Source organism: Bacillus nitroreducens, from assembly GCF_964021195.1.
Map to the genome: position 1 here is coordinate 2,804,065 of NZ_CAXHYI020000003.1, position 21,516 is coordinate 2,825,580.

A 21,516-nucleotide genomic window follows, 5' to 3' on the forward strand; every position below is an offset into this window, starting at 1 on the left:
GACGAAGCAAAAAATTCATTTAGTTTAAAAAAATGGATTATAATTAAGGCATTAGCAAAAGTATCCAGTATGATTATTTAACCATTTATAGTCAATGAGTAAAAATGAACGCATTGTAACAGTTCAATCATTCGAGGGAGGCTACAAATATGTACAGATTCAAGTATGATGAAAAAGAAATGATCATCAGATTCACCTCATTTTCTAAAAACAAACACGTAAATAAGGATTATTTATATAGAAAAATAGTCTCCATTTCTGATAATATTATGGATGCGAACCATGGAACTTCTTTTATTGTTGAGGATGATATAGGGCGACTAGTCGTTTGTACGGTGCAACACGGAGAAATATCTGTCATTTCCATTCATCATATTATTGATCAAGCGCAGATTTATACTGAGAGAAGGGAAGCTAAAAAGCCATCTTAATGGTTCAGTAGCTCTTTTAAATCTCGTATATACCCCAAAAACACTCACCCATCTACCTTTCTTTAAATCAGTCAAATTTGTTAAAATATAAATAGTAGTGTATTTGAAAAGAGGAATAACATGAAGGTTATAATCGCAGAAAAACCAGACCAAGCGATGAAGCTCGCAGCTCCTTTTAAGAGTAAGAAATCTCAGGGATTTATTGAAGTCGCACCAAACTCACATTTCCCCAATGGAGCCTATTTTACATGGGCAGTTGGACATATTTGTGAGTTGCTGCCTCCAGAAGAATATAATCCTGAATGGAAAAAATGGAAAATTGAAAATCTCCCCATTATTCCAGACCAGTTTGCGTATCGGGTTATGAGATCCAAATCAAAGCAGTTTACGATTATTAGAAATCTCCTACGAAAACCGGACGTTACGGAAATCATTCATGCAGGTGATGCTGGGAGAGAAGGGGAGTTGATCGTTCGAAACATTATTGAGATGTCCAAAGTATCAAAACCATTAAAACGATTATGGATTTCCTCTTTAACAGAAAGAGCTGTAAAGGAAGGCTTTGAGAACCTCCTAATGGAGAAGGACACTCGAAATCTCTATTATGAAGCTAAAGCACGGGCATGTGCCGATTGGATTGTCGGTATGAATGCTTCAAGGATTTATACATTATTACTAAAACAAAAAGGCGTTTCAGATGTATTTTCAGCGGGTAGAGTGCAAACCCCGACCTTGGCGCTCATTGTAAAACGTGAAAAAGAAATCGCAAACTTTATTTCAGAACCTTTCTGGGAAGTATTTTCAAGTTTTGAAATAAACGGCAAGAAATTTGAAGGGAAATGGATGAAGGACAATGAGTCACGACTTTCATCAAAGGAAATGGCAGAAAAAATCGCTGCTTTCTGTTTGGACAAGCCAGCAGAAATTGCAGAAGTAGAAACGGAAAAAAAGGAATATCAGCCTCCATTATTATTTAATCTGTCTAGTCTTCAGGCAACTGCAAACAAAGCCTTTAAATTCTCGCCGAAAAAGACATTGGATATCGCCCAAAGTCTTTATACAAAAGGATTTATTTCCTATCCACGATCTGATTCAAGCTACATTACAAAAGGAGAAGCCCAAACAATCCCAGACATTTTGGCAAAGTTAGAAAAATGGGATGAATATAAACCTTATTTTCCAACACAAGTACCATCTATCTTAAATAATTCGCGTTATGTGAATGAGAAAAAGGTAACGGATCACTATGCCATTATTCTAACAGAGCAAGTTCCTCACCCTGAGAAACTATCGGGTGATGAGAAGAAAATCTATGACCTGATCGTAAAACGCCTGATTGCAGCTCATTACAAGCCAGCCATTTTTAATTATACAACGGTTAAAACACTTGTTGATGGGCGTGCTGAATTTGCCACAAAGGGAAAAGTAAAACTTCAGGAAGGGTGGAGAAAGGTTCTCTTTCAGGAGGATACAAAGGACGTTGATGTCATTCTACCTCCGCTTGAAAAAGGCGAATCGGGAATTGTTGAAAAAAGCTATACAAAAGAGGGGAAAACACAGCCACCCAAACGCTACACAGAGGGTCAGTTGATTACCTTAATGAAAACAGCTGGAAAGCATATCGATAATGATCAACTTGAGAAAATCCTTGCAAAAACAGAAGGTCTTGGAACTGAGGCCACAAGAGCAGGGATTATTACAATGCTAAAGGATCGGAATTATATTGAGGTTAAGAAAAACCAGGTGTTTGCAACAGAAAAAGGAATACTGTTAATCGATGTGATCGGTGATCGAATCCTAGCATCTCCAGAAATGACAGCAAAATGGGAACAACGACTACATGAAATTGGACAAGGGCAGGCATCACCCGCTTCATTTATGATGCAGACGAGAAAGCTTTCCCAAAAAATCGTAGATGATGCGAAAGAACAAAGTGAAGCGTGGGATCTCTCACATGTAAACCTAGAACATATTCAATCCCAAAAAGGCTCATACCATAAAAAAGAAGTTGGAACCGTGGTAGGGACCTGTAAAAAATGTGGTGGTAAAGTCATTCATAAGGGGAAGTTTTACGGTTGTGCAAATTATAAAAATAACGGCTGCCAATTCACCATATCAGGGAAGATTTTAGGAAAAGCGATTACGAAAACAAATGTGCAAAAACTACTTTCAGCGAATAAAACAAATTTAATTAAAGGCTTTAAAAAAGGAAACAAAACTTTTGATGCTTATCTTACATGGAACGATCAAACAGGGAAAATTGAATTTGAGTTTCCAGCCAAAGTGACAAATGGGTAAGAAGAAAAGAACTTTTCTTTTCTTCTTTTTTAATTTTCAAAAAACAATATTGAAACTAAAATGTACAATCGATATAATTAATAATGAAATACTGATACGTGCGCGTACTACAAGATTGGAAGGATTCAATTGTTATTTGTGACAGAAATGCCGATAGAGGCGAGAGAAAAACTACTATATGCTGGTCTGAAATTATTTACCGAAGCAGGTTATCAAAAGACATCTGTGCTAGAAATTGTTGAAAATGCGAGAGTTTCTAAGACAACTTTCTATCAACATTTTAAGAGTAAAGAAGATATAATGGTTGCCCTATTTGAACAGCTTGGTAACGAAATGGCCGAGGAAGTAAAACGAGCGATTTCACAAGAAGAAAGAGTAACATATAAAGCTTTTGCGGGTATTAGTCGATATATCCGAATCTGTTTTGAAAATAGAGAAGTTGCAAAGATTCTTTTAGTTGAATCAGTAGGAGTATCGCGAAATGTGGAGCTGGTAAGGAAAAAGTCACACCAAGTATTTGCTACACTTATTCTACAAACAGTCGAAACAGAACTCCCGACAACTGTCTCACAAACAGAAATGAAAATTGTTGCTCAAGCCATGGTGGGTGCAATTAATGAAGTAATCATGCTAAACTTTTTTGATCAAAAGGAATCAACACTCAGTTTTGAAGAAATATCTCGTTTATTAAACCGTATTGTCATTTCTGCATTCGTTCATCTAGGAATGCAGGAATAAGTTTTTTGTGCTAAGAGTACGAAATCGTACTCTGCTAAATATGGATATACTTTTATACAATTGATGGAGGATGAGGTTATGACAAATAAAATTGAGAATTATACTTTATCAGAAATGTTGAGAAAAATTGAAGAGGTCATTAATGAAAACCCTAGCCCAATTGAAGGTCTGAATGTAATCTACCAATTTAATATTACTGGCGATGAAGAAGAAATCTTTCAGCTGCAGTTATCAAATGGTCAAGCAAGAGTTTTGAAGGATACTGAAGAGGCAAATTGTACATTGAATTTATCCCTAAGAAACTTTAAACAGTTCTTGGTAGGGAAATTAGGTGGGACTGCTGCTTTTATGACTGGAAAATTAAAAATTAAAGGGGATATAAGTAAGGCTATAAAATTGGAAGGACTACTACGTGAATATAATCTAAAAGAACATTTGTAAAACTCTAAGGAATTTCATCTTGTTACTCATTCTATAAATAATTAGCTTTTATCACATCGTTATTCATTGTTAAGATAGTAGAGATAGTTAGGGGGTGGAATAAAGTGACTGAATTTAATTGGCACGAAGAAGCTCAAAAACAATGGGATAACCGAGCTGGTTTTTGGAGTAAACAAAGCCAAGCAATGTGGAATTCTGGGAGTCGTTCTTCCATTATCCCGTTGTTTTCAAAGTACCTAGAGGATAACGCTCTTATTTTAGATGCAGGGTGTGGTGATGGGTATGGTTCATTTTTACTGTCTGAACGTGGATTTACTGTTAAAGGGGTGGATATATCCTCTGAAATGGTTGAAAAAGCAAATAACCGCAGCCGATCCAATAAACTAACATTCACCCAAGCTGATTTGACAGCACTCCCATTCAAAAATGATCATTTTTCAGGGGTTATGGCAATTAACTCGATCGAGTGGACAGAAAATCCTCTTGAAGCTATCAAAGAAATTCGGAGAGTAACAAAACAAGAAGGTATATTCTGTGCGGGGATATTGGGACCAACAGCTGGTCCCCGACAAAATGCGTATCTTCGCTTGTACGGAGAAAAAGTCATTCAAAATACCATGATGCCATGGGAATTTGAACAAATGGCATTGGAGAATGGCTGGAGTTTGGTTGATGGCCAACCAGTTTATAAAGATGCAGTTAATACAGTGAATACGAAGGGACTCCCAAGGGAGTTAAAGCAAGCATTATCTTTTATGTGGGTGTTTATCTTAAAGAAAGAGTAAAAAAGGTATCTCGTTTACGAGATACCTCAGAGTGTAGAGAAAGGGGTATTTTTTCTCTACACTTTTTGTTTTCGGTGGTTTTTGTAGTTGTAAGTTGACATTATTCTTTATCAAAAATCTTGAAAATATCACTCCCAACCATCTAGCCTTGCTTGGCTAGGTGGTTGGCAATCTTTTTCATGTTCTGGCAGGCTGCTGTAAGTAATACCTGCTCACTAGCATTTTTAATTCCCCGTAACCTACAGTAGCGAAGCCCATGCAGCTCTTTTGAGTCTGCGAAGCTTCGCTCTACGGTTTCTTTTCTAAACTTATAAAGAATTTTCCCTTCTGGAGAGAGGCGATTTAGCCTCACCTTATCTTTATGATCTTCCCAAACATGACGAGTAACAACTTTTTGCTTATTCTGGGATCTAGTGCATTGTTCAAGAAGAGGGCAGGTTGAACATTTCTTGGGATCTGACTTGTACTCTCGGTAACCTTCTCTTGTAGTTGAACGATATGTTAGTTCCTCGCTATTTGGACAAACATAAATGTCATTTTCTTTATTATATTTAAACTTCCATTTTGGAAAGAGTCCTTTTGTTGGTTGATACCTTCTATGGGCAATAACTCCAAAGATCTTACGATCTGATAATCCTTTGCAAATCGGATTAGTTAAGTATCCAGAGTCAAGAGCAACAGCTTCCACATTAAAGTTAAATCGTAAGATTTGACGATCTAAACGGCTAAGATATGGTATTGAATCATGGACATTACCTGGAGTTACGAATGCATCAGTTATAATGTTAAACTTCAAATCTGTTGTCCGATGGTCTAAATAACAGAACATCTCTTGCTTATTGTCTCGCGACATAAACCCACTTTCTGGATCTGTGGTACTTACTCTAATCTCTTTTGTTTCTTTCACCTCCTCCTTTTCCTTTAAAGGCTTTTTTCCATGTTCAGCACGATCTTCTTCAATTGCCTTATTTAACTCATTTAAATATTCACGAGTTTCTACTTCAACTTCTTCCCTTGTAAATTTATGTTTATTCGCATTAGCTTTGAGATGAGTGGAGTCCGTAAATAAGACTCTTCCGCCAACCATTTTGTGATTCATTGCAAGAAGAACAATTTCATCAAAGATTTCTTGGAAGATGTCTGTATCTTTAAAACGCTTATGGCGATTCCAGCTTATTGTGGAATGATGTGGTACAGGATCTTTAAATCTGAGACCTAAAAACCAACGATATGCGACATTAAGTTTTATCTCTTGTTCAAGTTGTCTTTCGGAACGGATACCATAAAAATATCCAATAAACATCATTTTAAAAAGAACAAGAGGGTCGATCGAAGGTCGACCATTATCTTCAGAGTAGTAAGGTTTTACTCTCTCAATTATAAAAGAAAAATCTATGTATTTATCTATTTTTCGTAACAGATGGTTATCTGGAACAAGCTCGTCAATTGATACAAATTCAATTTCATTTTGTGTATTTTCCCTAGTATTTAACACAATATCACCAACCCTAATTTATTAACTATATTATAACATATTAATGCGGTGAATTAGTAAAGTGTATCAAAAGAATAAAGGCTGTCGAGACTTTCTCGACAGCCTGAGGTATCTCGTTTACGAGATACCTTTTGTTTACTCCCAGTCATATGGTGTTTCTTGATACACATAATAATTGAGCCAGTTTGCAAACAACAGATACGAGTGTGATCTCCAACTGTGAACAGGTTGTTTAGTCGGGTCGTCATTTGGAAAATAATTTACTGGTAGAATATGTTTCCCTTTTGCAAGGTCGCGTTCATATTCTTGTTTTAACGTAGTGACGTCATACTCAGGATGTCCTGTTAGAAAAATATGCTTTCCATCATTAGAGGCTACTAGACACACTCCTGCTTCATCTGATACTGATAAGAGTGTTAAACCTTCCGTCTTTTGAATTTCCTCAAGTGCTACATCTGTATAGCGAGAATGTGGAACAAAATACAAATCATCAAATCCACGAACAAGTTTTACATCCTTATTGACCAATCGGTGGTGAAATACTCCTGTACATTTTTTAGGAAGTGGATACTTATTTACTCCATAATGATAGTAGAGTCCGGCTTGTGCGCCCCAACAAATGTGTAAGGTCGATGTGACATTTGTTTTTGTCCATTCCATAATCTCTGTAAGTTCTTCCCAATAATTTACATCCTCAAATTGCAAATGTTCAATTGGTGCACCCGTAATGATCATGCCATCAAACTTTTTATGCTTTATCTTCGAAAATGTAGTATAAAACTTTTCTAGATGATTTTTTCCAGTGTTTTTGGAGACATGAGTTTCTGGGAACAAAAATGTAATATTCAGTTGCAACGGGGAATTTCCAAGTAGTCTGAGTAGCTGAGTTTCTGTTCGCTCTTTTTCAGGCATAATATTTAAGATTACTATATTAAGTGGACGAATATCCTGGCTGTATGCGCGTTGTTCATCCATCACAAATATGTTTTCAGATTCTAACACCTCTTTTGCCGGCAAATCATGTGGTATATTAATTGGCAATCCTAACATCCCCCTGTTTTAAGTATTATAGAAATTTTACAACAATTCGTAGTAGATTAGCAAATCAAATATCTTTTGTCAAATTGATTCTGATTTATTAGTTCCATACCTCTTAGGTCCCATTGTTGTTGCTACTGTGGATGGATATTTTATTAGGACTTTTCTAAGATAGTATTGCTTATGGATAAAACAAATCTATTGATTACAGTGGAGAGTTCCACTTGAAGAGCGAAAATCAAATGAGTCATTAACAACATAGTTTGTGAAAACTTCTTTTCTTTAAGTCTATACTCGAAAACAATCCTTATAGAATTGGACATTTTCTAGATTTATTTAGTGAGAAAAGCTAGGTTTATAAAAATTCAGATTATACTTTAAAACTCAACACAATATAGGGTAAGATAGAGATAGTATGGAAGTTTTTTAATAATTGAATCTTGGGGGAAATGTGCATGAAATTATCAACGAATTACAAGTCTGATATTGAAATTGCTCAAGAGGCTGAATTAAAGCCAATCAAGGAAATTGTTGAACAACTTGATTTACTTGATGAAGAAGTAGAACCCTACGGTCATTACAAAGCAAAAATTTCCCTGGACGTGATGAAGCGTCTAGAAAAGAAAACAGATGGCAAAATCATTCTCGTAACATCCATTAATCCAACGCCAGCAGGTGAAGGTAAATCTACTGTAACAGTAGGACTTGGACAAGGACTTGCAAAGCTTGGAAAAAATGCAATGATTGCGATGAGAGAACCATCTTTAGGTCCAACAATGGGAATCAAAGGTGGCGCAACTGGTGGAGGATATTCACAGGTTATCCCAATGGAAGAAATCAATCTGCATTTTACAGGCGATTTTCATGCAATTACGGCTGCAAACAATACGCTGTCAGCACTTATTGATAATCATATCCATCAAGGAAACGAACTTCAAATTGATGTAAGACGTGTTACTTGGAAAAGGGTCGTTGATTTAAATGATCGCGCTCTTAGAAATGTTATTGTAGGGCTTGGAGGTCCAACTCAAGGTGTTCCTCGTGAAGATGGATTTGATATTACCGTTGCTTCCGAAATTATGGCGATTTTCTGTTTAGCAACAGACATACAGGATTTGAAAAAGAGACTATCAAAAATTGTGGTAGGTTATAATATACATAAAGAACCAGTTACAGCTAGTGACCTTGGCGCAGAAGGTGCACTGACGCTGTTATTGAAGGATGCCTTAAAACCAAATTTAGTACAAACACTTGAGCACACACCTGCTTTAATTCATGGAGGGCCTTTCGCAAATATTGCTCACGGTTGTAATAGTGTAATTGCAACAAAGATGGCTGCGAAATTAGCAGATTATGTGTTAACAGAAGGTGGCTTTGGTGCGGATCTTGGAGCCGAGAAATTCCTTGATATTAAAGCGAGATATGCAGAGATTAAGCCTGAAGCTGTTGTGATTGTTGCGACCATACGAGCTCTAAAAATGCACGGTGGAGTGGCAAAGGAAAATCTAACAGAAGAAAATGTCGAGGCTTTGGCAAAGGGCTTGGAAAACCTACAAAAACATATCGAAACCATTCAAGCATTTGGACTTCCATTTGTTGTAGCGATAAATAGATTTGTAACAGATACCGAAAAAGAAGTGGAGAAAATCGAATCTTGGTGTGCAGAACATGCGTATCCAGTCGCTCTCACAGAAGTTTGGGAAAAAGGTGGCGAAGGTGGAGTTGAGTTAGCCAAAAAAGTACTTGAGACCATCGAAACAGGCGTGAATAAATTTGCACCAATTTATGAGTTATCTGCTTCAATTGAAGAGAAAGTAAGAACAATTGCGAAAACAGTATATGGCGCAAAGGATGTTGAGTTTTCACCGAAAGCGAAAAGGCAAATTCGTGACTTCGAAAAATTTGGTTGGAGCAATCTCCCAATTTGTATGGCAAAAACACAGTATTCACTTTCAGATGATCCAACACTGCTTGGTAGGCCAAGTGATTTTACGATTACCATCCGTGAATTCCGACCGTCTATAGGAGCAGGTTTTATTGTTGCCCTAACAGGAGATGTCATGACCATGCCAGGACTACCGAAAAAACCATCTGCATTGAAGATGGACGTCACCGAAGAAGGAAAAGCGGTCGGTTTATTCTAAGTTAGATAATAAAAGGGGGCTAGTCTCCCTTTTTTGTAAGCTAAGAAATACGCAGTTTTTCGTTTAAAATCTTATCGGTTTGGAATCTTAAGCCAATTACTACCGAAGAATGTGATCATTTTAGAATTGTCACCAAAGTCCTAAGGCTGCGTGTATGACGCAATTTAAAAAAGGAAGGTAAAGAATGTTTCATCCAACTGTATTTGACAATATAAAGGTTGTTCTTGAGGGAGCATTATATGATTTGGATTTAGAAGGACCTCTTTTGATTATGGATCGAGTGGATCAAGTCGAAATGGCAAAATTGGGTAGAAATTACCGAATTACCTTTAAAGATAAGGCTATTGACGAAATCAATGCTTACATTGATTTACGAATTGACCTCGATAATCAAGTAAGGGACCTAAAACGTCCAGATGACCTAAATCCAGGTTGTCAGCTTGAAATCGGATTTATTTTCAATCTAGATTCACTGGATACCTGTCCAAAAGTTGAACAAGAATTAACGAGAATATGGGGTGAAACAAGGGACATCCAGCAGGAAATTTCGTTTATTTATAATACAAATCGATACACGAACAATAGTAAAATTATTTTTCATCGTTTAATTCATGAAGATAATATGGATGATTTACTAGTAATGGTTGATTATATTATTGAGTCTATCCATCAATTACATAACGTACTTAAGTAAGAGGCAGATATGCCTTTTTTTAATTTGCTGAAACTTGAATTTTCAGATAATTATATGTTATTAATGATATAATATCGATACTCATCATAAAATAGTTTTAAATAAAAATAGGGGGCGTATGAGTGGGTAAAATTGCATGGGTGACTGATAGTACGGGATTTTTAGATGAGGAGCTTTCAAATCGTAAAGACATTTATGTCATCCCAATGACAGTCTTTATTGATGAGGAAGAATACCTTGACGGTGTGACCATTACACCAGCTCAATTCTTTGAACGTTTAAAGACAACGAAGACCATTCCGAAAACCTCACAACCTTCCATCGGAAGTTTTGTCGAATTATATAATAGTCTTGAGGGTGAATATGATGAGATTATCTCGATTCATATATCAGAAAAATTGAGTGGAACCGTTTCGTCAGCTAGACAAGCTGCTGAATTGGTGAATATCCCTGTAACAGTCATTGATTCAAGAATTTTAACTTATCCAATGACTAATCTAATGAAGGAAGGGATGAAGCTAATTGAGAAAGGCGGAACATCATCAGATGTTGCAAAGCATATTACCGAGCTGTCTCAAAATCTAGAAACGTATGTGATTATCGGTAGTTTAGAGCAATTACATCGAAGCGGACGAATGAATACCGCCCAATATTTTCTAGGTAGTATGTTACAAATTAAGCCAGTCATTCAAATTATCGATGGTGCTCTTTCTGTTAAGGAAAAGGTTCGATCTGAGAACAAAGCTACTAATAAAATTTTAGGTTATTTAAAAAGTGCAATTGAAAAAAATGACATTGATGAGATCCATATTTTATATGGTTTGGACGATTCGAAGACAGATGCATGGAAACAAGAAATTAGAAAATTTGTTCCAGAAACAATTTCTATCAAAACATGTCCCCTAGGTGTAGCGATTGGAGTCCATGCTGGTGAACATACAATCGGGATTAGCTGGTTGAATCGGTAAACTATTGTACTAGAACATATTGTATTTCGTTCTGTGATAAATGTGCGATCGCCTTAATTTTATACCCGATACTTAAAAATTGAGAAATGGTCTCCGCACAGTTTGGATGTGGTGGCTCTGTAGGAGCATGCAGGCTTTTATGGAGCTGTATAAATTGATTTGTAACCGGATTACAGGTAATCAGAACCACATGCCGCCCATACCATGCCGTTCCAATTTCTCGATAACAATTAGTTGGATGATACATAATCGTTTTTCCACCTTTCAACTGGCCAGAATCTTTCTGGCTTTTTGTATTTTATGCACCTAGCTTATAGTGTGCGACAGTTCAGGTGTAGGTGTAATATGATACAATGGTCTAAGAAATCGATGTAACTGGAGGATAAAATGGAGCAACAAAACATAATAGATGCAACTGCAACCTTTGTTAGAAACTTTCACTCTTCTGATAGCAGTGGTCATGACTGGTGGCATATCGAACGTGTCAGAAAAGCTGCTTTACAAATTGGTAAAAGAGAAAATGCGGATTTATTCGTAGTTGAAATGGCAGCATTATTACATGATGTTGCTGACGAAAAATTAAATAAATCAGAGGAAGCAGGCCTTGTCAAAGTACGGAACTGGCTATCTTCATTACATATACCTGATTCAAAGCAAGAGGAAATGATTGACATCATCTCAACGATGTCGTTTAAGGGGGGAAACCGACCTCCAATGAGAACAATAGAAGGCAAAGTTGTGCAGGATGCTGACCGATTAGATGCGATAGGTGCAATCGGTATTGCTAGAACTTTTGCTTTTGCAGGCGCGCATGGGGAGTTAATGTATGATCCAGAGTTGCCATATCGTAAAGATATGACTAGTGAAGAGTATCGAAATGGAAAATCAACGGCCGTTAATCACTTTTATGAAAAATTACTTAAATTAAAAGACACCTTAAATACAGAGGCAGCAAAAAAAGTAGCACAAGAACGCCATGATTTTATGGTAAGGTTTCTTGAACAATTTTATAAAGAATGGAATGGACAGTTATGAGGCTTTTAACCGTAGAAAATGTAGCAAAAAGCTATGCTGAAAAAATGCTGTTTGAGGACATCTCTTTTAGCATTACAGATAATGAGCGAATCGGAATAATTGGTGTAAATGGAACAGGAAAATCAACACTTTTAAAGATTATAGCAGGTGTTGAGGAAGCTGACCGTGGTGAAATTACCCATTCAAAGGGGTATACAATCAGCTATTTGCCACAACAGCCTGATTTTACAAAAGGCAATACCGTTCTTGATCAAGTCTTCCAAGGCAATTCGCCCCTCTTACGATTATTAAAAGAATATGAGGAAGCGATGATTCAAATAGAACGTGATTCAATGAACACAGCGAACCAAGAAAAGCTATATGAACTACAACAAAAAATGGATGCAGCAAATGCTTGGGAAGCAAATTCGAATGCGAAGGCCGTCTTATCAAAGCTTGGAATTAATGATTTCTCACAAGATGTAACGGAGCTGTCTGGCGGACAGAAGAAGCGAGTGGCACTGGCTCAAAGTTTGATTGAGGTCCCAGACCTATTAATATTAGACGAGCCGACGAACCATTTAGACTTTGAAACCATTAAATGGTTGGAAGATTATTTAGCTAAGTATAGTGGAGCTTTACTTGTGGTTACCCACGACCGTTACTTTTTAGACAGAGTAACAAATCGAATCATTGAGCTTGATGAAGGAAGGCTTTATACCTATACCGGAAACTATAGTAGTTTTTTAGAGGCGAAAGCACTTCGAATAGAACAGGAACAGGCTTCGGAGCTGAAACGTCAAAACCTTTATAGACGTGAACTAGCTTGGATTCGTCGTGGAGCAAAGGCCAGAACAACAAAACAAAAAGCAAGGATTCAAAGGTTCGAGGAAATCGAGAATGCAAAGAAGACGGTCAACACGGAAAAAGTAGACATTTCTGTTGGTGGTAGTAGACTCGGTAAAAAAGTGATTGAATTAAGAAATGTCTCTAAACGTTTTGGAGAAACGAAAATTTTAGAAGATGTAAATTTGCTAATTAAACCAGGTGACCGAATCGGAATAGTTGGTCGAAATGGCAGCGGGAAATCTACATTATTAAACATTATTGCAGGTAAGCTGCCTGTTGATACGGGTGAAATTGAGATTGGTCAAACTGTAAAACTCGCCTATTATACCCAAGAAAGTATGGATATGGACGTCAATAAACGAATGATTGAGTACATTAAAGAGACTGCTGAAATGATTCATACCCTTGATGGTAAAATCGTTTCGGCAGCACAAATGCTTGAGCGCTTCTTATTCCCAATGCATACTCATGGTACTCCTATCCGAAAACTTTCAGGTGGTGAAAGAAGACGATTGTACTTGTTGAAAATCATTATGGGTGAGCCTAATGTTTTATTACTAGATGAGCCAACGAATGATCTGGATACGCAAACCTTAACGGTATTAGAGGATTATTTAGAGGAATTCCCAGGTGTTGTGATTACAGTTTCCCATGATCGCTATTTCTTAGATAAAGTCACAGATCAGTTATTGATCTTTGAAGAGGGAAATAAGATTACAACGTATTTTGGGGATTACTCAGATTACTTAGAGAAAAATTTGGCAGAATCGGCACAAGTAGTGCAAAAAGAAAAAGTAGAAAAGACATCGATCAAAGTGGAACCAAGACCGAAGAAAAAGAAACTTTCGTATAAGGATCAGCTTGAGTGGAATGAAATTGAAGATAAAATTGAGGCTCAAGAAGAAAAAGTTGCATTATTAGTAAAAGAAATTGAAGAAGCAGGCAGTGATTACCAGAAAGCTCAACAGGCTATGGAAGAACATGCAAAAGAATCAGAGGTACTTGACCAACTATTGGAAAGATGGGCGGAGCTTTCAGAACTTGTAAATGAATAAGAAACACGAAAAGCGCATAATTCCAGTTATAAACTTGCACTTTCTTTGAAAAACTCAGAAATCCTTGCAATCTTGGCATAAACGACATGGGGATGGACTGAAGGTGCTTTCTTACCTTACGATCTCAGCCGATGGTGCATAGTGTGCTAGATAAATTTAAAGAGGCTCGGCTTTTTGCCGGGCCTAAAATTTTTTACAATCGCTTTGCACCTAAATAACGGGACTCCCAGTAATTAATTGTCATATCATCTACAACAACACCATCTGTTGAATCGGCATGAATAAATTTATTATTACCAAGATAAATGCCAGCATGTGATGGTCCTTGCTTGTATGTTTGAAAAAAGACAATATCACCAACACTTGGTTCAGATACACTCGCACCTTGGCTCCATATAGCTGTAACTGTACGTGGAATATCGACTCCATGTTGCTCAAAAACAAATTGTAAAAACCCACTACAGTCAAATCCATTTGGTGTTGTCCCACCCCAGACATAGGGAACTCCAATATAATTCATTGCAATCGATATCACACCCGCATCAACAGGTGGAGCTTCGTCCGTTTGCGGTTTTAAATTATCTGTTTGGGGTGGTGAAATGGTTTGGTTCTGCGCCTTTTTGACAGTTTCTTTTTTTATGGTGAGACCTCTAACGTTTTTGTTTTTCATAATATGATCGATTGTTTTTTCCGTTGCAATCCCATTTGCTTCTAAATTGAATTTCTTTTGATAAGCTTTTACACTCTTTTCCGTGACAGTTTCAAATTTTCCATCCACTGAGCCATTATAATAATTTAATTTCTCTAATTTGGCTTGAAGTTGTTTGACCTTAGGTCCTTCATCGCCGATTGTATAGAAAGCTGGCTTAAGTTCTGTCATTACTTGATTTAATTTTTGTAATGTTGTTTCACCTGCGATTCCATCAACCTTTAAATCATACAATTCTTGAAATCTCATCATGGCTTCCTGCGTGGATTTTCCGTAGTGCCCATCGATTGTTTCATAGTAAAAATTTAATCTATGTAACTGAAATTGTAGAAAACGGACAGTAAAACCAGTATCTCCATAACGTAATTTTTGTTCGGTATCGAATTGATAGTGTTTATATTGTAATGGATCAAGATTTTGCTTTTCAGTTGCAAATGATGAGAGTGGGGTACTTAAGAAAATCCCAGCGGCAAGTGATGTCACGACAATCGCTTCACGTGTCCCATAGCGTTTTATCATTGAAGTCCCTCCTTGGTGATTGCAAGAATCAAGTTTTGGTCACGTTTTCGAATAGATTTGTTGTAATAAAAGGCCATGGTAGTGATGTGATACTAATAACGCAGATAAAAATAAGGTGTTCTATTTTACTCTTTAAGACAACAATTCCGAAAACAAACATTGAAAGATAATACATGTTTATCCTATTGAGGGAAAAAAGGCATTATGACATGATGACCGATAATTAGTCCATAAGCGCTAATAAGAGACCAATGGAGAATGGTATATATAACTATGACATTTCTAGAAAATTGCAAATAAAATAATAGGACTAGAGTAGGGATCTTAATTATCTTACGTAAAGGTCTCTTAATGGATTAATAGTGAATTCCTGTGCTACAATGTCGGTAGAATATTTCGCAGGAAAAGGAGCGGTAGCATGAAAATTAAATCAATTGAACCAACACCTAGTCCAAATACAATGAAGATCAATCTAGATGAAGAATTACCGAAGGGAAAAAGCAATAATTATAAAAAAGACAATATGGATCAAGCGCCGCCACTCATTAAAGAAATCATGGCGATTGAAGGGATTAAAGGAGTCTATCATGTTGCTGATTTCTTAGCAATTGAGCGGAATGCAAAATATGACTGGCAGGAGCTGTTGCCTAATGTTCGTAAAGTATTTGGGGAAGATGTGGAACAAGCGGAAAAAGAAGGACAAATGCTTAATGAACATTTTGGCGAGGTAAAAGTATTTGTTCAAATGTATAAAGGCCTTCCAATGCAAGTAAAGCTTCATGATGGTGAACAAGAATTCCGTTATGGCTTACCAGATACGTTCAGAGACGCGTTACTACGCGCGCAAGATCTTAGTGGTAACGTTGTATTGGAGAGAGAATGGAAAGAACATGGTGTTCGATACGGCAATCATGATGAAATTGGAAAAGAAGTGGTTGATGAACTTGCTGCGGCCTATACGAAGGAACGTCTTGACCGCATTGTAAATCAAATTTCTGAGCAGACAACATCAACAACTATACCAAAAAGAAAATCCTATAAGGTAACGTTGGAAATGCTCGATGATCCAGATTGGACCAAACGTTATGCAAGCTTAGAACAAATGGACCCAGAAGAAGAGGATATTCCTGTATTAGCAAAAGCATTAAAGGATGAGAAAGCTTCAATTCGTCGATTAGCAACTGTTTATTTAGGCATGATTGAAAAGCCTTCTGTATTACCTTATTTGTATGAAGCATTAAAAGATAAATCTGTAACTGTTAGGAGAACTGCTGGTGACTGTTTATCTGACATCGGTGACCCAGCAGCAATTGGAGCCATGTGTGAGGCATTAACAGACAAAAGTAAACTCGTAAGATGGCGTGCTGCGATGTTTTTATATGAAGTAGGTGACGAAACCGCACTTGACGCATTAAAAGCTGCAGAAAATGATCCAGAATTTGAAGTGAAAATGCAAATTAAACTTGCCATCGAACGAATTGAAGGTGGAGAAGAAGCTAAAGGCTCCGTTTGGAAGCAAATGACTGAAAGCCGTAATAAGTAAATTTCGAGAGAACGATTCTTCAAAGCTTATAATCTGTTTATTGGAATAGTATGGTTGTTGAAAATTGATTTTGTTTGTTCACATATAGTATGCTTATTTTATCAAATTTGAAATGGGAGGGATTTATATGTCAATGGCATATGATGAATATATGAAACAAATTGTGAAGCCAATGCGACAAGAACTAGTGGTTGCAGGCTTTGAAGAGCTTCAAACTGAGGAAGAAGTAGAAAACTTCATGGAGAAAGTCGAAGGAACAACACTAGTAGTTGTCAACTCTGTATGTGGTTGTGCTGCAGGACTTGCTCGACCAGCAGTTACACAAGCGGTCCTAAATAATGAAAAAAAGCCTGATCATCTTGTAACAGTATTTGCTGGTCAAGATAAGGAAGCAACTGCAAAGATGAGAGAATACTTTGAAGGCTATGAACCTTCATCTCCATCAATGGCATTATTAAAAGGAAAAGAAGTCGTTCACTTCATTCCTAGACATGAAATTGAAACAAATTCAATGGAAGGTATTATGGAAAATATTAACTCCGCTTTAAATAAACATTGTTAAAAAGATGTCAATTGACATCTTTTTTTCTGCATAAAAGGTGATAGTATGATCGTAACAACAGCAGGTCGAACAAATGAAACGATGGTGGAATTGGCCAAAAAAACAGCAGTAGAACTTAATATTCCGTTTTATGAAAGAAAGAAACGTTCCATTGCCATGATACAAGAACAAATGAACGAGGATATTCTTGTTGTAGGGAAAAATAGAATTGAAATACATCCACTTCATGGAGACGAGCCCCTTTTCTTTCATCCAAACTCCGCAATGTTTCGGATGAAGCGCATCATGAATGGGGAACATGACCCGTTTATCAATCCCTCTGGTATTAAGCAGGGAAGCACGATCTTAGATTGTACATTGGGTTTAGGGTCAGATAGCATCGTCGCAAGCTTTGTGGTTGGAGAGTTGGGAAATGTCACATCATTAGAAGGAAACAAATATTTATATTACCTTTTAAAGGGCGGATTAAAAAGTTGGGATACTGGATATCCCGATCTGAACAAGGCGCTATCCCGAATTGATGTTATACATGATACATATGAAAGGTATTTAGCCAAATGTCCTTCAAAAAGTGTTGATGTCGTGTATTTCGATCCAATGTTTGAAGAAACCATTGAAGAATCGGAAGGGATCAAGGGGCTTCGTCATTTTGCGATTTATACGAGATTATCTTCTGAAGTAATTGAAAACGCCAAACGTGTTGCTAGAGAGAAAGTGGTACTAAAAGACCACTGGAAAAGTGAGCAGTTTGAAAGGTACGGGTTTAACGTGATGAAACGGAAGACAGCAAAATTCCATTTTGGAGTAATCGACGTAGGAGAGTACCTAGAACCATAGGGTATTGGGTACGGACCTTTGTGATGGGATATTTTGAGTCACCTTTGGACATTGTAAATAATGGAGGTGATGATGATGGCAAAACGTAAAAAAGACCCTTCAACAATTGGTTTAAACTCTTCTCAAATAGAAGGACAAGGGACAACAAATCAAGAAACAGGACAAATGAAAATGGATTCCTCCAGACACAAGAAAAAGAAAATGTAGGTTTTCTCTCTAGCATTACATACCTTGAAAAATAATAAAACCCGCTATATAGAGTGACCCAGTAAAATGAGACAAGGAAAAAACACCCCCTGTATCGAATTTAGTTAATAACTAATCGATATTTATGGAGGGTGTTTTTATATGGGGAAAAAGGTACATTATCCATCAGAGATTAAAGTAAAAGCAATAGAAATGAAAAAGAATGGATTTACAAACTCAGAAATTATGAATGAATTGGGGATAAAGAATGTCTCACAAATAAAGACATGGATGCGCTGGGATCGTAATGGGGAAAGCTATCGTTTTGAACAGCCTATTGGAAAACAGTACAGTTATGGAAAAGGTCCAGAAGGCCAGGATGAACTTGAAATAGAACGCAACAAAAATAAGCATCTTCAGATGCAAATTAAAATTCTAAAAAAGTACAAAGAACTCGAAAGGAGCTGGTTCCGCAAGTAGTTATTGAATTGGTAGAGGAGTTATCAAAAAAATATAAAATAATTGATATACTCAGTGTTCTAGAAATACCAAAATCTACATTTTATCGTTGGAAAAAGAAATACATTAATCGAGGGCCAAAAAAATTAGAAAAGCTTATAATCGACCTTTGCGAAGAGACTAAATATCATTATGGACATAGAAAAATTAAAGCTCTTCTAAAACAGCGTTATAGCATTAAGGTTAATCGCAAGACTGTACAAGGTATAATGCAAAAATTCAATCTTCAATGTCAGATTAAAGTAAAAAGACAGAAACATATCAATGGGGAAAGTAATATTATTGTGGACAACATTCTTAACCGGAACTTTAAGGCAGAAAGACCCAATGAAAAGTGGGTAACTGACATTACATACCTACCATATGGCTCTTCTATGCTTTATGTATCAACAATAATGGATTTGTATAATAACGAGGTAGTCGCTTATACGGTAAGTTCAGTACAAGATACGAACTTTGTATTAAGTACATTGAGAGAGGCCATAAAAAAGCGAAGACCTAAAAAAGTTCTATTGCATAGTGATCAAGGATCAGTATATACATCCTATGCATATCAAAATTTCGCAAGAGAAAAAGGCATTATCACAAGCATGTCCCGTAAAGGAAACTGCCATGATAACGCCGTAATCGAATCCTTTCACTCCTCGCTAAAGTCGGAAGGATTCAAAGACCATAGAAGATCTTCTATCACTAATATTAAAGTAATTGAGATTGTGAATCAATATATGTGTTACTATAACGAAAAACGAATACAGGCAAAATTAAACTACCTGGCTCCAATTGAATATGGACGTCAGGTAGCATAGGTGTTTTTTCTAAGTCCCATTTTGGCGGGTCAGTTCAATAAGCGGGTTTTATTATTCAGTCACACAACAATAAATGAAATATACTAATGTGACACCACATGCAAGTTGAAAAATCCAATCCATTTCCATGAATCCACCTTTCAATATGTATAGTACCTCTAGTTTATCAAAGTATGACGATATTATGAACTTATTTTTACAAAATAATGTCTTTTACCGCAATTATATATGGAGAGCAACTCTAGATAGGAAATTATCCTTATTTTTTATATTTTAATATTTTGGTAGTAAATTTCAAGCAAGTTTATGGTAAAATGGGCGTAAAGGTAAATGTGTTTGAAAGGGCGTTTAGGTTATGAAAAAGTGGTTGCGTAAAGCATTAGTCGTTTCTTTCTCCATTTTAACTCTTGGTTTGGTAACGCCTCCACCTGCACTTACTATGCAGCAATCGGATACCGATAAGCCAAGTAAGTTAAATGTGTTAAACGAACAAAATACTGAAGCGAATTTACATTCAAATTATGAATCTAATTATAGTTATGACAGCAGTGATTTTGTTACATATGCGATGACACAGGCTGAAACAAAATCATTTGAGAAATTCGGGAGTAAAATAGGGCCTGTAATTGAGGATGAATTCCGCAGTGTCATTCTGCCTAAAATCGAGAATGTGATTGAAATATTAGCAGAAACTTATCCAACTGAAGAGCTTCAACAACTTGAAATATCTGAACAACCATCTGGTGGAAATGGGGAAAAGATTTTCCATATTTTCGATAAAACCAATGGTAAGGATCTTGTACGCTTCCATGTTAGAAAAGATCACCCACCTCTGGATGGCTATTATTTTAATTTTCATTATCACACGCATCATGATGGGTTTCAAACACACCATGTATTAGGAGATATTTATTGGGATAAAAATACGCCGCCAAAATGGCTAAGTTAATATGAGAAAAGGCATTCCAGAATAGCGAAAGCTCTTCTAGAACTGCCTTTTCTTTTTTGTTTTGGAGAAAGTTTCTAGCCCTGGCCCTACAGACTCGTTTTCTAGAATATGTTATACTATTCTTATACGTTACGACCTGTATGTACTTTAAGCATCTTTGAATCTACAACAATTAGGTGAGCATACTATGAAAAAAACAGTCATTCTTACCCTTCTTCTTGTTATAGTTAGCTTCACCTATCATCCAGGTAAAGCAGCCCCCCACGGCATTCCTCTAAAAGATTATCAATCTCTAACACTTTATATAGAAACGTCTTATTTGGCAAACTATGAAACTTTAAAAGATATTGTTCTTTTACCAGAATCAACGTTTAATGAAAAGTTTGCAGCACAAATGATTGGAAGAATAAATCGGATTGACGATTTTATCTTGCAAAGATTGGTCGAAAAAGGTGTAGTGCTCAAGCTTTTTACAGGTGATTTAACCGATGAGCCAACTGCAGCATATTTGAAAGGGAAAAAACCTCGTGGATATAGTGATAATGGTCCTACTTGGGACAAAGTACCAGGAATTGGTGGTGCAGAGGTTGTGCTAGCAAAGATTGGACATAGTGAAAAAGGGAAAGGTCACGGATCTATTAATCTTGAATTACATGAATTAGCCCATTCAATCGATACATTTGTGTTTGATTCTATCAGTGAAGATCCTTATTTTCTTTCTATTTGGGAAAGAGAAGTTGAGTTATTATTTCCAAATCATTCTTATTTTAGAGATTACCCAGAAGAATATTTTGCAGAGGCCTTTACCATGTTCTACCTTTCTGAACAGACGAAGAATGAACTCCAATTAGCTGCGCCGCTGACTTATGAGCTTTTTGTCGAAATTGGTAATGATTTGTAGTAAGATAAGAGCAGGAAATTTTGCAAGGAGTGAAT

Annotated in this window: 21 protein-coding genes; 17 read left to right on the forward strand and 4 right to left on the reverse strand. The window is 36.6% G+C overall.

Annotated features, from left to right (window positions below):
* Window positions 1–149 precede the first annotated feature (149 nt).
* From ACWPVE_RS17530 to ACWPVE_RS17550, 5 genes are all read left to right on the forward strand, one after another.
* Window positions 150–431: a hypothetical protein gene (locus ACWPVE_RS17530; protein ID WP_453995589.1), complete on the forward strand. Its 282-nt coding sequence runs from the start codon at window positions 150–152 to the stop codon at window positions 429–431.
* 120 nt (window positions 432–551) lie between these two features.
* A complete protein-coding gene (locus ACWPVE_RS17535) occupies window positions 552–2,729 on the forward strand; it encodes a DNA topoisomerase III (protein ID WP_453995591.1) in 2,178 nt (725 codons plus the stop codon).
* 138 nt (window positions 2,730–2,867) lie between these two features.
* Window positions 2,868–3,467 carry a TetR/AcrR family transcriptional regulator gene (locus ACWPVE_RS17540; RefSeq protein WP_453997613.1) on the forward strand — a complete coding sequence of 200 codons (600 nt, stop codon included), beginning with the start codon at window positions 2,868–2,870 and terminating at the stop codon, window positions 3,465–3,467.
* 78 nt (window positions 3,468–3,545) lie between these two features.
* Window positions 3,546–3,908, forward strand: a complete 363-nt coding sequence (locus tag ACWPVE_RS17545; protein WP_453995593.1) for an SCP2 sterol-binding domain-containing protein — start codon at window positions 3,546–3,548, stop codon at window positions 3,906–3,908.
* 104 nt (window positions 3,909–4,012) lie between these two features.
* A complete protein-coding gene (locus tag ACWPVE_RS17550; protein WP_453995595.1) occupies window positions 4,013–4,693 on the forward strand; it encodes a class I SAM-dependent methyltransferase in 681 nt (226 codons plus the stop codon).
* A 142-nt stretch (window positions 4,694–4,835) separates the two neighbouring features.
* Here the strand turns inward: ACWPVE_RS17550 and ACWPVE_RS17555 are convergent, their stop codons facing one another.
* Window positions 4,836–6,188 carry an IS1182 family transposase gene (locus ACWPVE_RS17555; RefSeq protein WP_453990053.1) on the reverse strand — a complete coding sequence of 451 codons (1,353 nt, stop codon included), beginning with the start codon at window positions 6,186–6,188 and terminating at the stop codon, window positions 4,836–4,838.
* Window positions 6,189–6,323: 135 nt separating this feature from the next.
* The gene (gene metA / locus ACWPVE_RS17560) at window positions 6,324–7,229 is read right to left on the reverse strand and encodes a homoserine O-acetyltransferase MetA (RefSeq protein WP_453995597.1); all 906 of its coding nucleotides are present in this window, start codon (window positions 7,227–7,229) and stop codon (window positions 6,324–6,326) included.
* Between the two features lie 452 nt (window positions 7,230–7,681).
* Between metA and ACWPVE_RS17565 the strand changes: the two genes are divergently transcribed.
* From ACWPVE_RS17565 to ACWPVE_RS17575, 3 genes are all read left to right on the forward strand, one after another.
* Window positions 7,682–9,370, forward strand: coding sequence for a formate--tetrahydrofolate ligase (locus ACWPVE_RS17565; RefSeq protein ID WP_453995599.1), 1,689 nt, complete (start codon window positions 7,682–7,684; stop codon window positions 9,368–9,370).
* 184 nt (window positions 9,371–9,554) lie between these two features.
* The gene (locus ACWPVE_RS17570; RefSeq protein WP_453995601.1) at window positions 9,555–10,064 is read left to right on the forward strand and encodes a hypothetical protein; all 510 of its coding nucleotides are present in this window, start codon (window positions 9,555–9,557) and stop codon (window positions 10,062–10,064) included.
* A 122-nt stretch (window positions 10,065–10,186) separates the two neighbouring features.
* The gene (locus tag ACWPVE_RS17575) at window positions 10,187–11,032 is read left to right on the forward strand and encodes a DegV family protein (RefSeq protein WP_453995603.1); all 846 of its coding nucleotides are present in this window, start codon (window positions 10,187–10,189) and stop codon (window positions 11,030–11,032) included.
* Window position 11,033: 1 nt separating this feature from the next.
* Here ACWPVE_RS17575 and ACWPVE_RS17580 read toward each other — a convergent pair whose 3' ends face one another.
* A complete protein-coding gene (locus ACWPVE_RS17580; RefSeq protein ID WP_453995605.1) occupies window positions 11,034–11,279 on the reverse strand; it encodes a hypothetical protein in 246 nt (81 codons plus the stop codon).
* Between the two features lie 140 nt (window positions 11,280–11,419).
* Here ACWPVE_RS17580 and ACWPVE_RS17585 point away from each other — a divergent pair, with 140 nt between their 5' ends.
* Both ACWPVE_RS17585 and ACWPVE_RS17590 read left to right on the forward strand, forming a co-directional pair.
* Complete coding sequence (locus tag ACWPVE_RS17585) at window positions 11,420–12,067, forward strand: HD domain-containing protein (protein ID WP_453995607.1); 648 nt, start codon at window positions 11,420–11,422, stop codon at window positions 12,065–12,067.
* A complete protein-coding gene (locus tag ACWPVE_RS17590) occupies window positions 12,064–13,950 on the forward strand; it encodes an ABC-F family ATP-binding cassette domain-containing protein (RefSeq protein ID WP_453995609.1) in 1,887 nt (628 codons plus the stop codon). The genes ACWPVE_RS17585 and ACWPVE_RS17590 overlap by 4 nt, the downstream gene beginning before the upstream one ends.
* 193 nt (window positions 13,951–14,143) lie before the next feature.
* Here ACWPVE_RS17590 and ACWPVE_RS17595 read toward each other — a convergent pair whose 3' ends face one another.
* Window positions 14,144–15,178 (reverse strand): C40 family peptidase, encoded by a 1,035-nt coding sequence (locus ACWPVE_RS17595; protein WP_453995611.1) that lies wholly within the window; start codon window positions 15,176–15,178, stop codon window positions 14,144–14,146.
* 418 nt (window positions 15,179–15,596) lie between these two features.
* On the opposite strand from ACWPVE_RS17595, the gene ACWPVE_RS17600 reads away from it, so the two are divergent.
* From ACWPVE_RS17600 to ACWPVE_RS17630, 7 genes are all read left to right on the forward strand, one after another.
* Complete coding sequence (locus ACWPVE_RS17600) at window positions 15,597–16,721, forward strand: conserved virulence factor C family protein (protein WP_453995613.1); 1,125 nt, start codon at window positions 15,597–15,599, stop codon at window positions 16,719–16,721.
* 127 nt (window positions 16,722–16,848) lie between these two features.
* Window positions 16,849–17,283: a BrxA/BrxB family bacilliredoxin gene (locus tag ACWPVE_RS17605; RefSeq protein ID WP_453995615.1), complete on the forward strand. Its 435-nt coding sequence runs from the start codon at window positions 16,849–16,851 to the stop codon at window positions 17,281–17,283.
* A 45-nt stretch (window positions 17,284–17,328) separates the two neighbouring features.
* Window positions 17,329–18,120: a class I SAM-dependent methyltransferase gene (locus ACWPVE_RS17610; RefSeq protein WP_453995617.1), complete on the forward strand. Its 792-nt coding sequence runs from the start codon at window positions 17,329–17,331 to the stop codon at window positions 18,118–18,120.
* A gap of 75 nt (window positions 18,121–18,195) precedes the next feature.
* Entirely contained in the window at window positions 18,196–18,327 is a 132-nt protein-coding gene (locus ACWPVE_RS17615) for a YuzL family protein (protein ID WP_453995619.1), read from the forward strand.
* Between the two features lie 141 nt (window positions 18,328–18,468).
* Window positions 18,469–19,631 (forward strand): IS3 family transposase gene (locus tag ACWPVE_RS17620; RefSeq protein ID WP_453990671.1). Its coding sequence is split into 2 segments (ribosomal slippage): window positions 18,469–18,742 and window positions 18,742–19,631, totalling 1,164 coding nucleotides; the frame shifts between segments, so codons are not numbered across the junction.
* A 355-nt stretch (window positions 19,632–19,986) separates the two neighbouring features.
* Window positions 19,987–20,580, forward strand: coding sequence for a YpjP family protein (locus tag ACWPVE_RS17625; protein WP_453995621.1), 594 nt, complete (start codon window positions 19,987–19,989; stop codon window positions 20,578–20,580).
* Window positions 20,581–20,767: 187 nt separating this feature from the next.
* On the forward strand, window positions 20,768–21,481 hold the full coding sequence (locus tag ACWPVE_RS17630) for an anthrax toxin lethal factor-related metalloendopeptidase (RefSeq protein ID WP_453995623.1): 714 nt from the start codon (window positions 20,768–20,770) through the stop codon (window positions 21,479–21,481).
* Window positions 21,482–21,516: the final 35 nt, after the last annotated feature.

Excerpts from the sequence above, each read along its gene's own strand:
- ACWPVE_RS17615 (WP_453995619.1), top strand. The coding sequence starts at position 18,196 with ATGGCAAAACGTAAAAAAGACCCTTCAACAATTGGTTTAAACTCTTCT.
- ACWPVE_RS17590 (WP_453995609.1), top strand. The coding sequence starts at position 12,064 with ATGAGGCTTTTAACCGTAGAAAATGTAGCAAAAAGCTATGCTGAAAAA.
- ACWPVE_RS17570 (WP_453995601.1), top strand. The coding sequence starts at position 9,555 with ATGTTTCATCCAACTGTATTTGACAATATAAAGGTTGTTCTTGAGGGA.
- ACWPVE_RS17605 (WP_453995615.1), top strand. The coding sequence starts at position 16,849 with ATGTCAATGGCATATGATGAATATATGAAACAAATTGTGAAGCCAATG.
- ACWPVE_RS17600 (WP_453995613.1), top strand. The coding sequence starts at position 15,597 with ATGAAAATTAAATCAATTGAACCAACACCTAGTCCAAATACAATGAAG.
- ACWPVE_RS17595 (WP_453995611.1), bottom strand. The coding sequence starts at position 15,178 with ATGATAAAACGCTATGGGACACGTGAAGCGATTGTCGTGACATCACTT.
- ACWPVE_RS17535 (WP_453995591.1), top strand. The coding sequence starts at position 552 with ATGAAGGTTATAATCGCAGAAAAACCAGACCAAGCGATGAAGCTCGCA.
- ACWPVE_RS17565 (WP_453995599.1), top strand. The coding sequence starts at position 7,682 with ATGAAATTATCAACGAATTACAAGTCTGATATTGAAATTGCTCAAGAG.
- ACWPVE_RS17610 (WP_453995617.1), top strand. The coding sequence starts at position 17,329 with ATGATCGTAACAACAGCAGGTCGAACAAATGAAACGATGGTGGAATTG.
- ACWPVE_RS17580 (WP_453995605.1), bottom strand. The coding sequence starts at position 11,279 with ATGTATCATCCAACTAATTGTTATCGAGAAATTGGAACGGCATGGTAT.
- ACWPVE_RS17545 (WP_453995593.1), top strand. The coding sequence starts at position 3,546 with ATGACAAATAAAATTGAGAATTATACTTTATCAGAAATGTTGAGAAAA.
- ACWPVE_RS17585 (WP_453995607.1), top strand. The coding sequence starts at position 11,420 with ATGGAGCAACAAAACATAATAGATGCAACTGCAACCTTTGTTAGAAAC.
- ACWPVE_RS17630 (WP_453995623.1), top strand. The coding sequence starts at position 20,768 with ATGAAAAAAACAGTCATTCTTACCCTTCTTCTTGTTATAGTTAGCTTC.
- ACWPVE_RS17625 (WP_453995621.1), top strand. The coding sequence starts at position 19,987 with ATGAAAAAGTGGTTGCGTAAAGCATTAGTCGTTTCTTTCTCCATTTTA.
- ACWPVE_RS17530 (WP_453995589.1), top strand. The coding sequence starts at position 150 with ATGTACAGATTCAAGTATGATGAAAAAGAAATGATCATCAGATTCACC.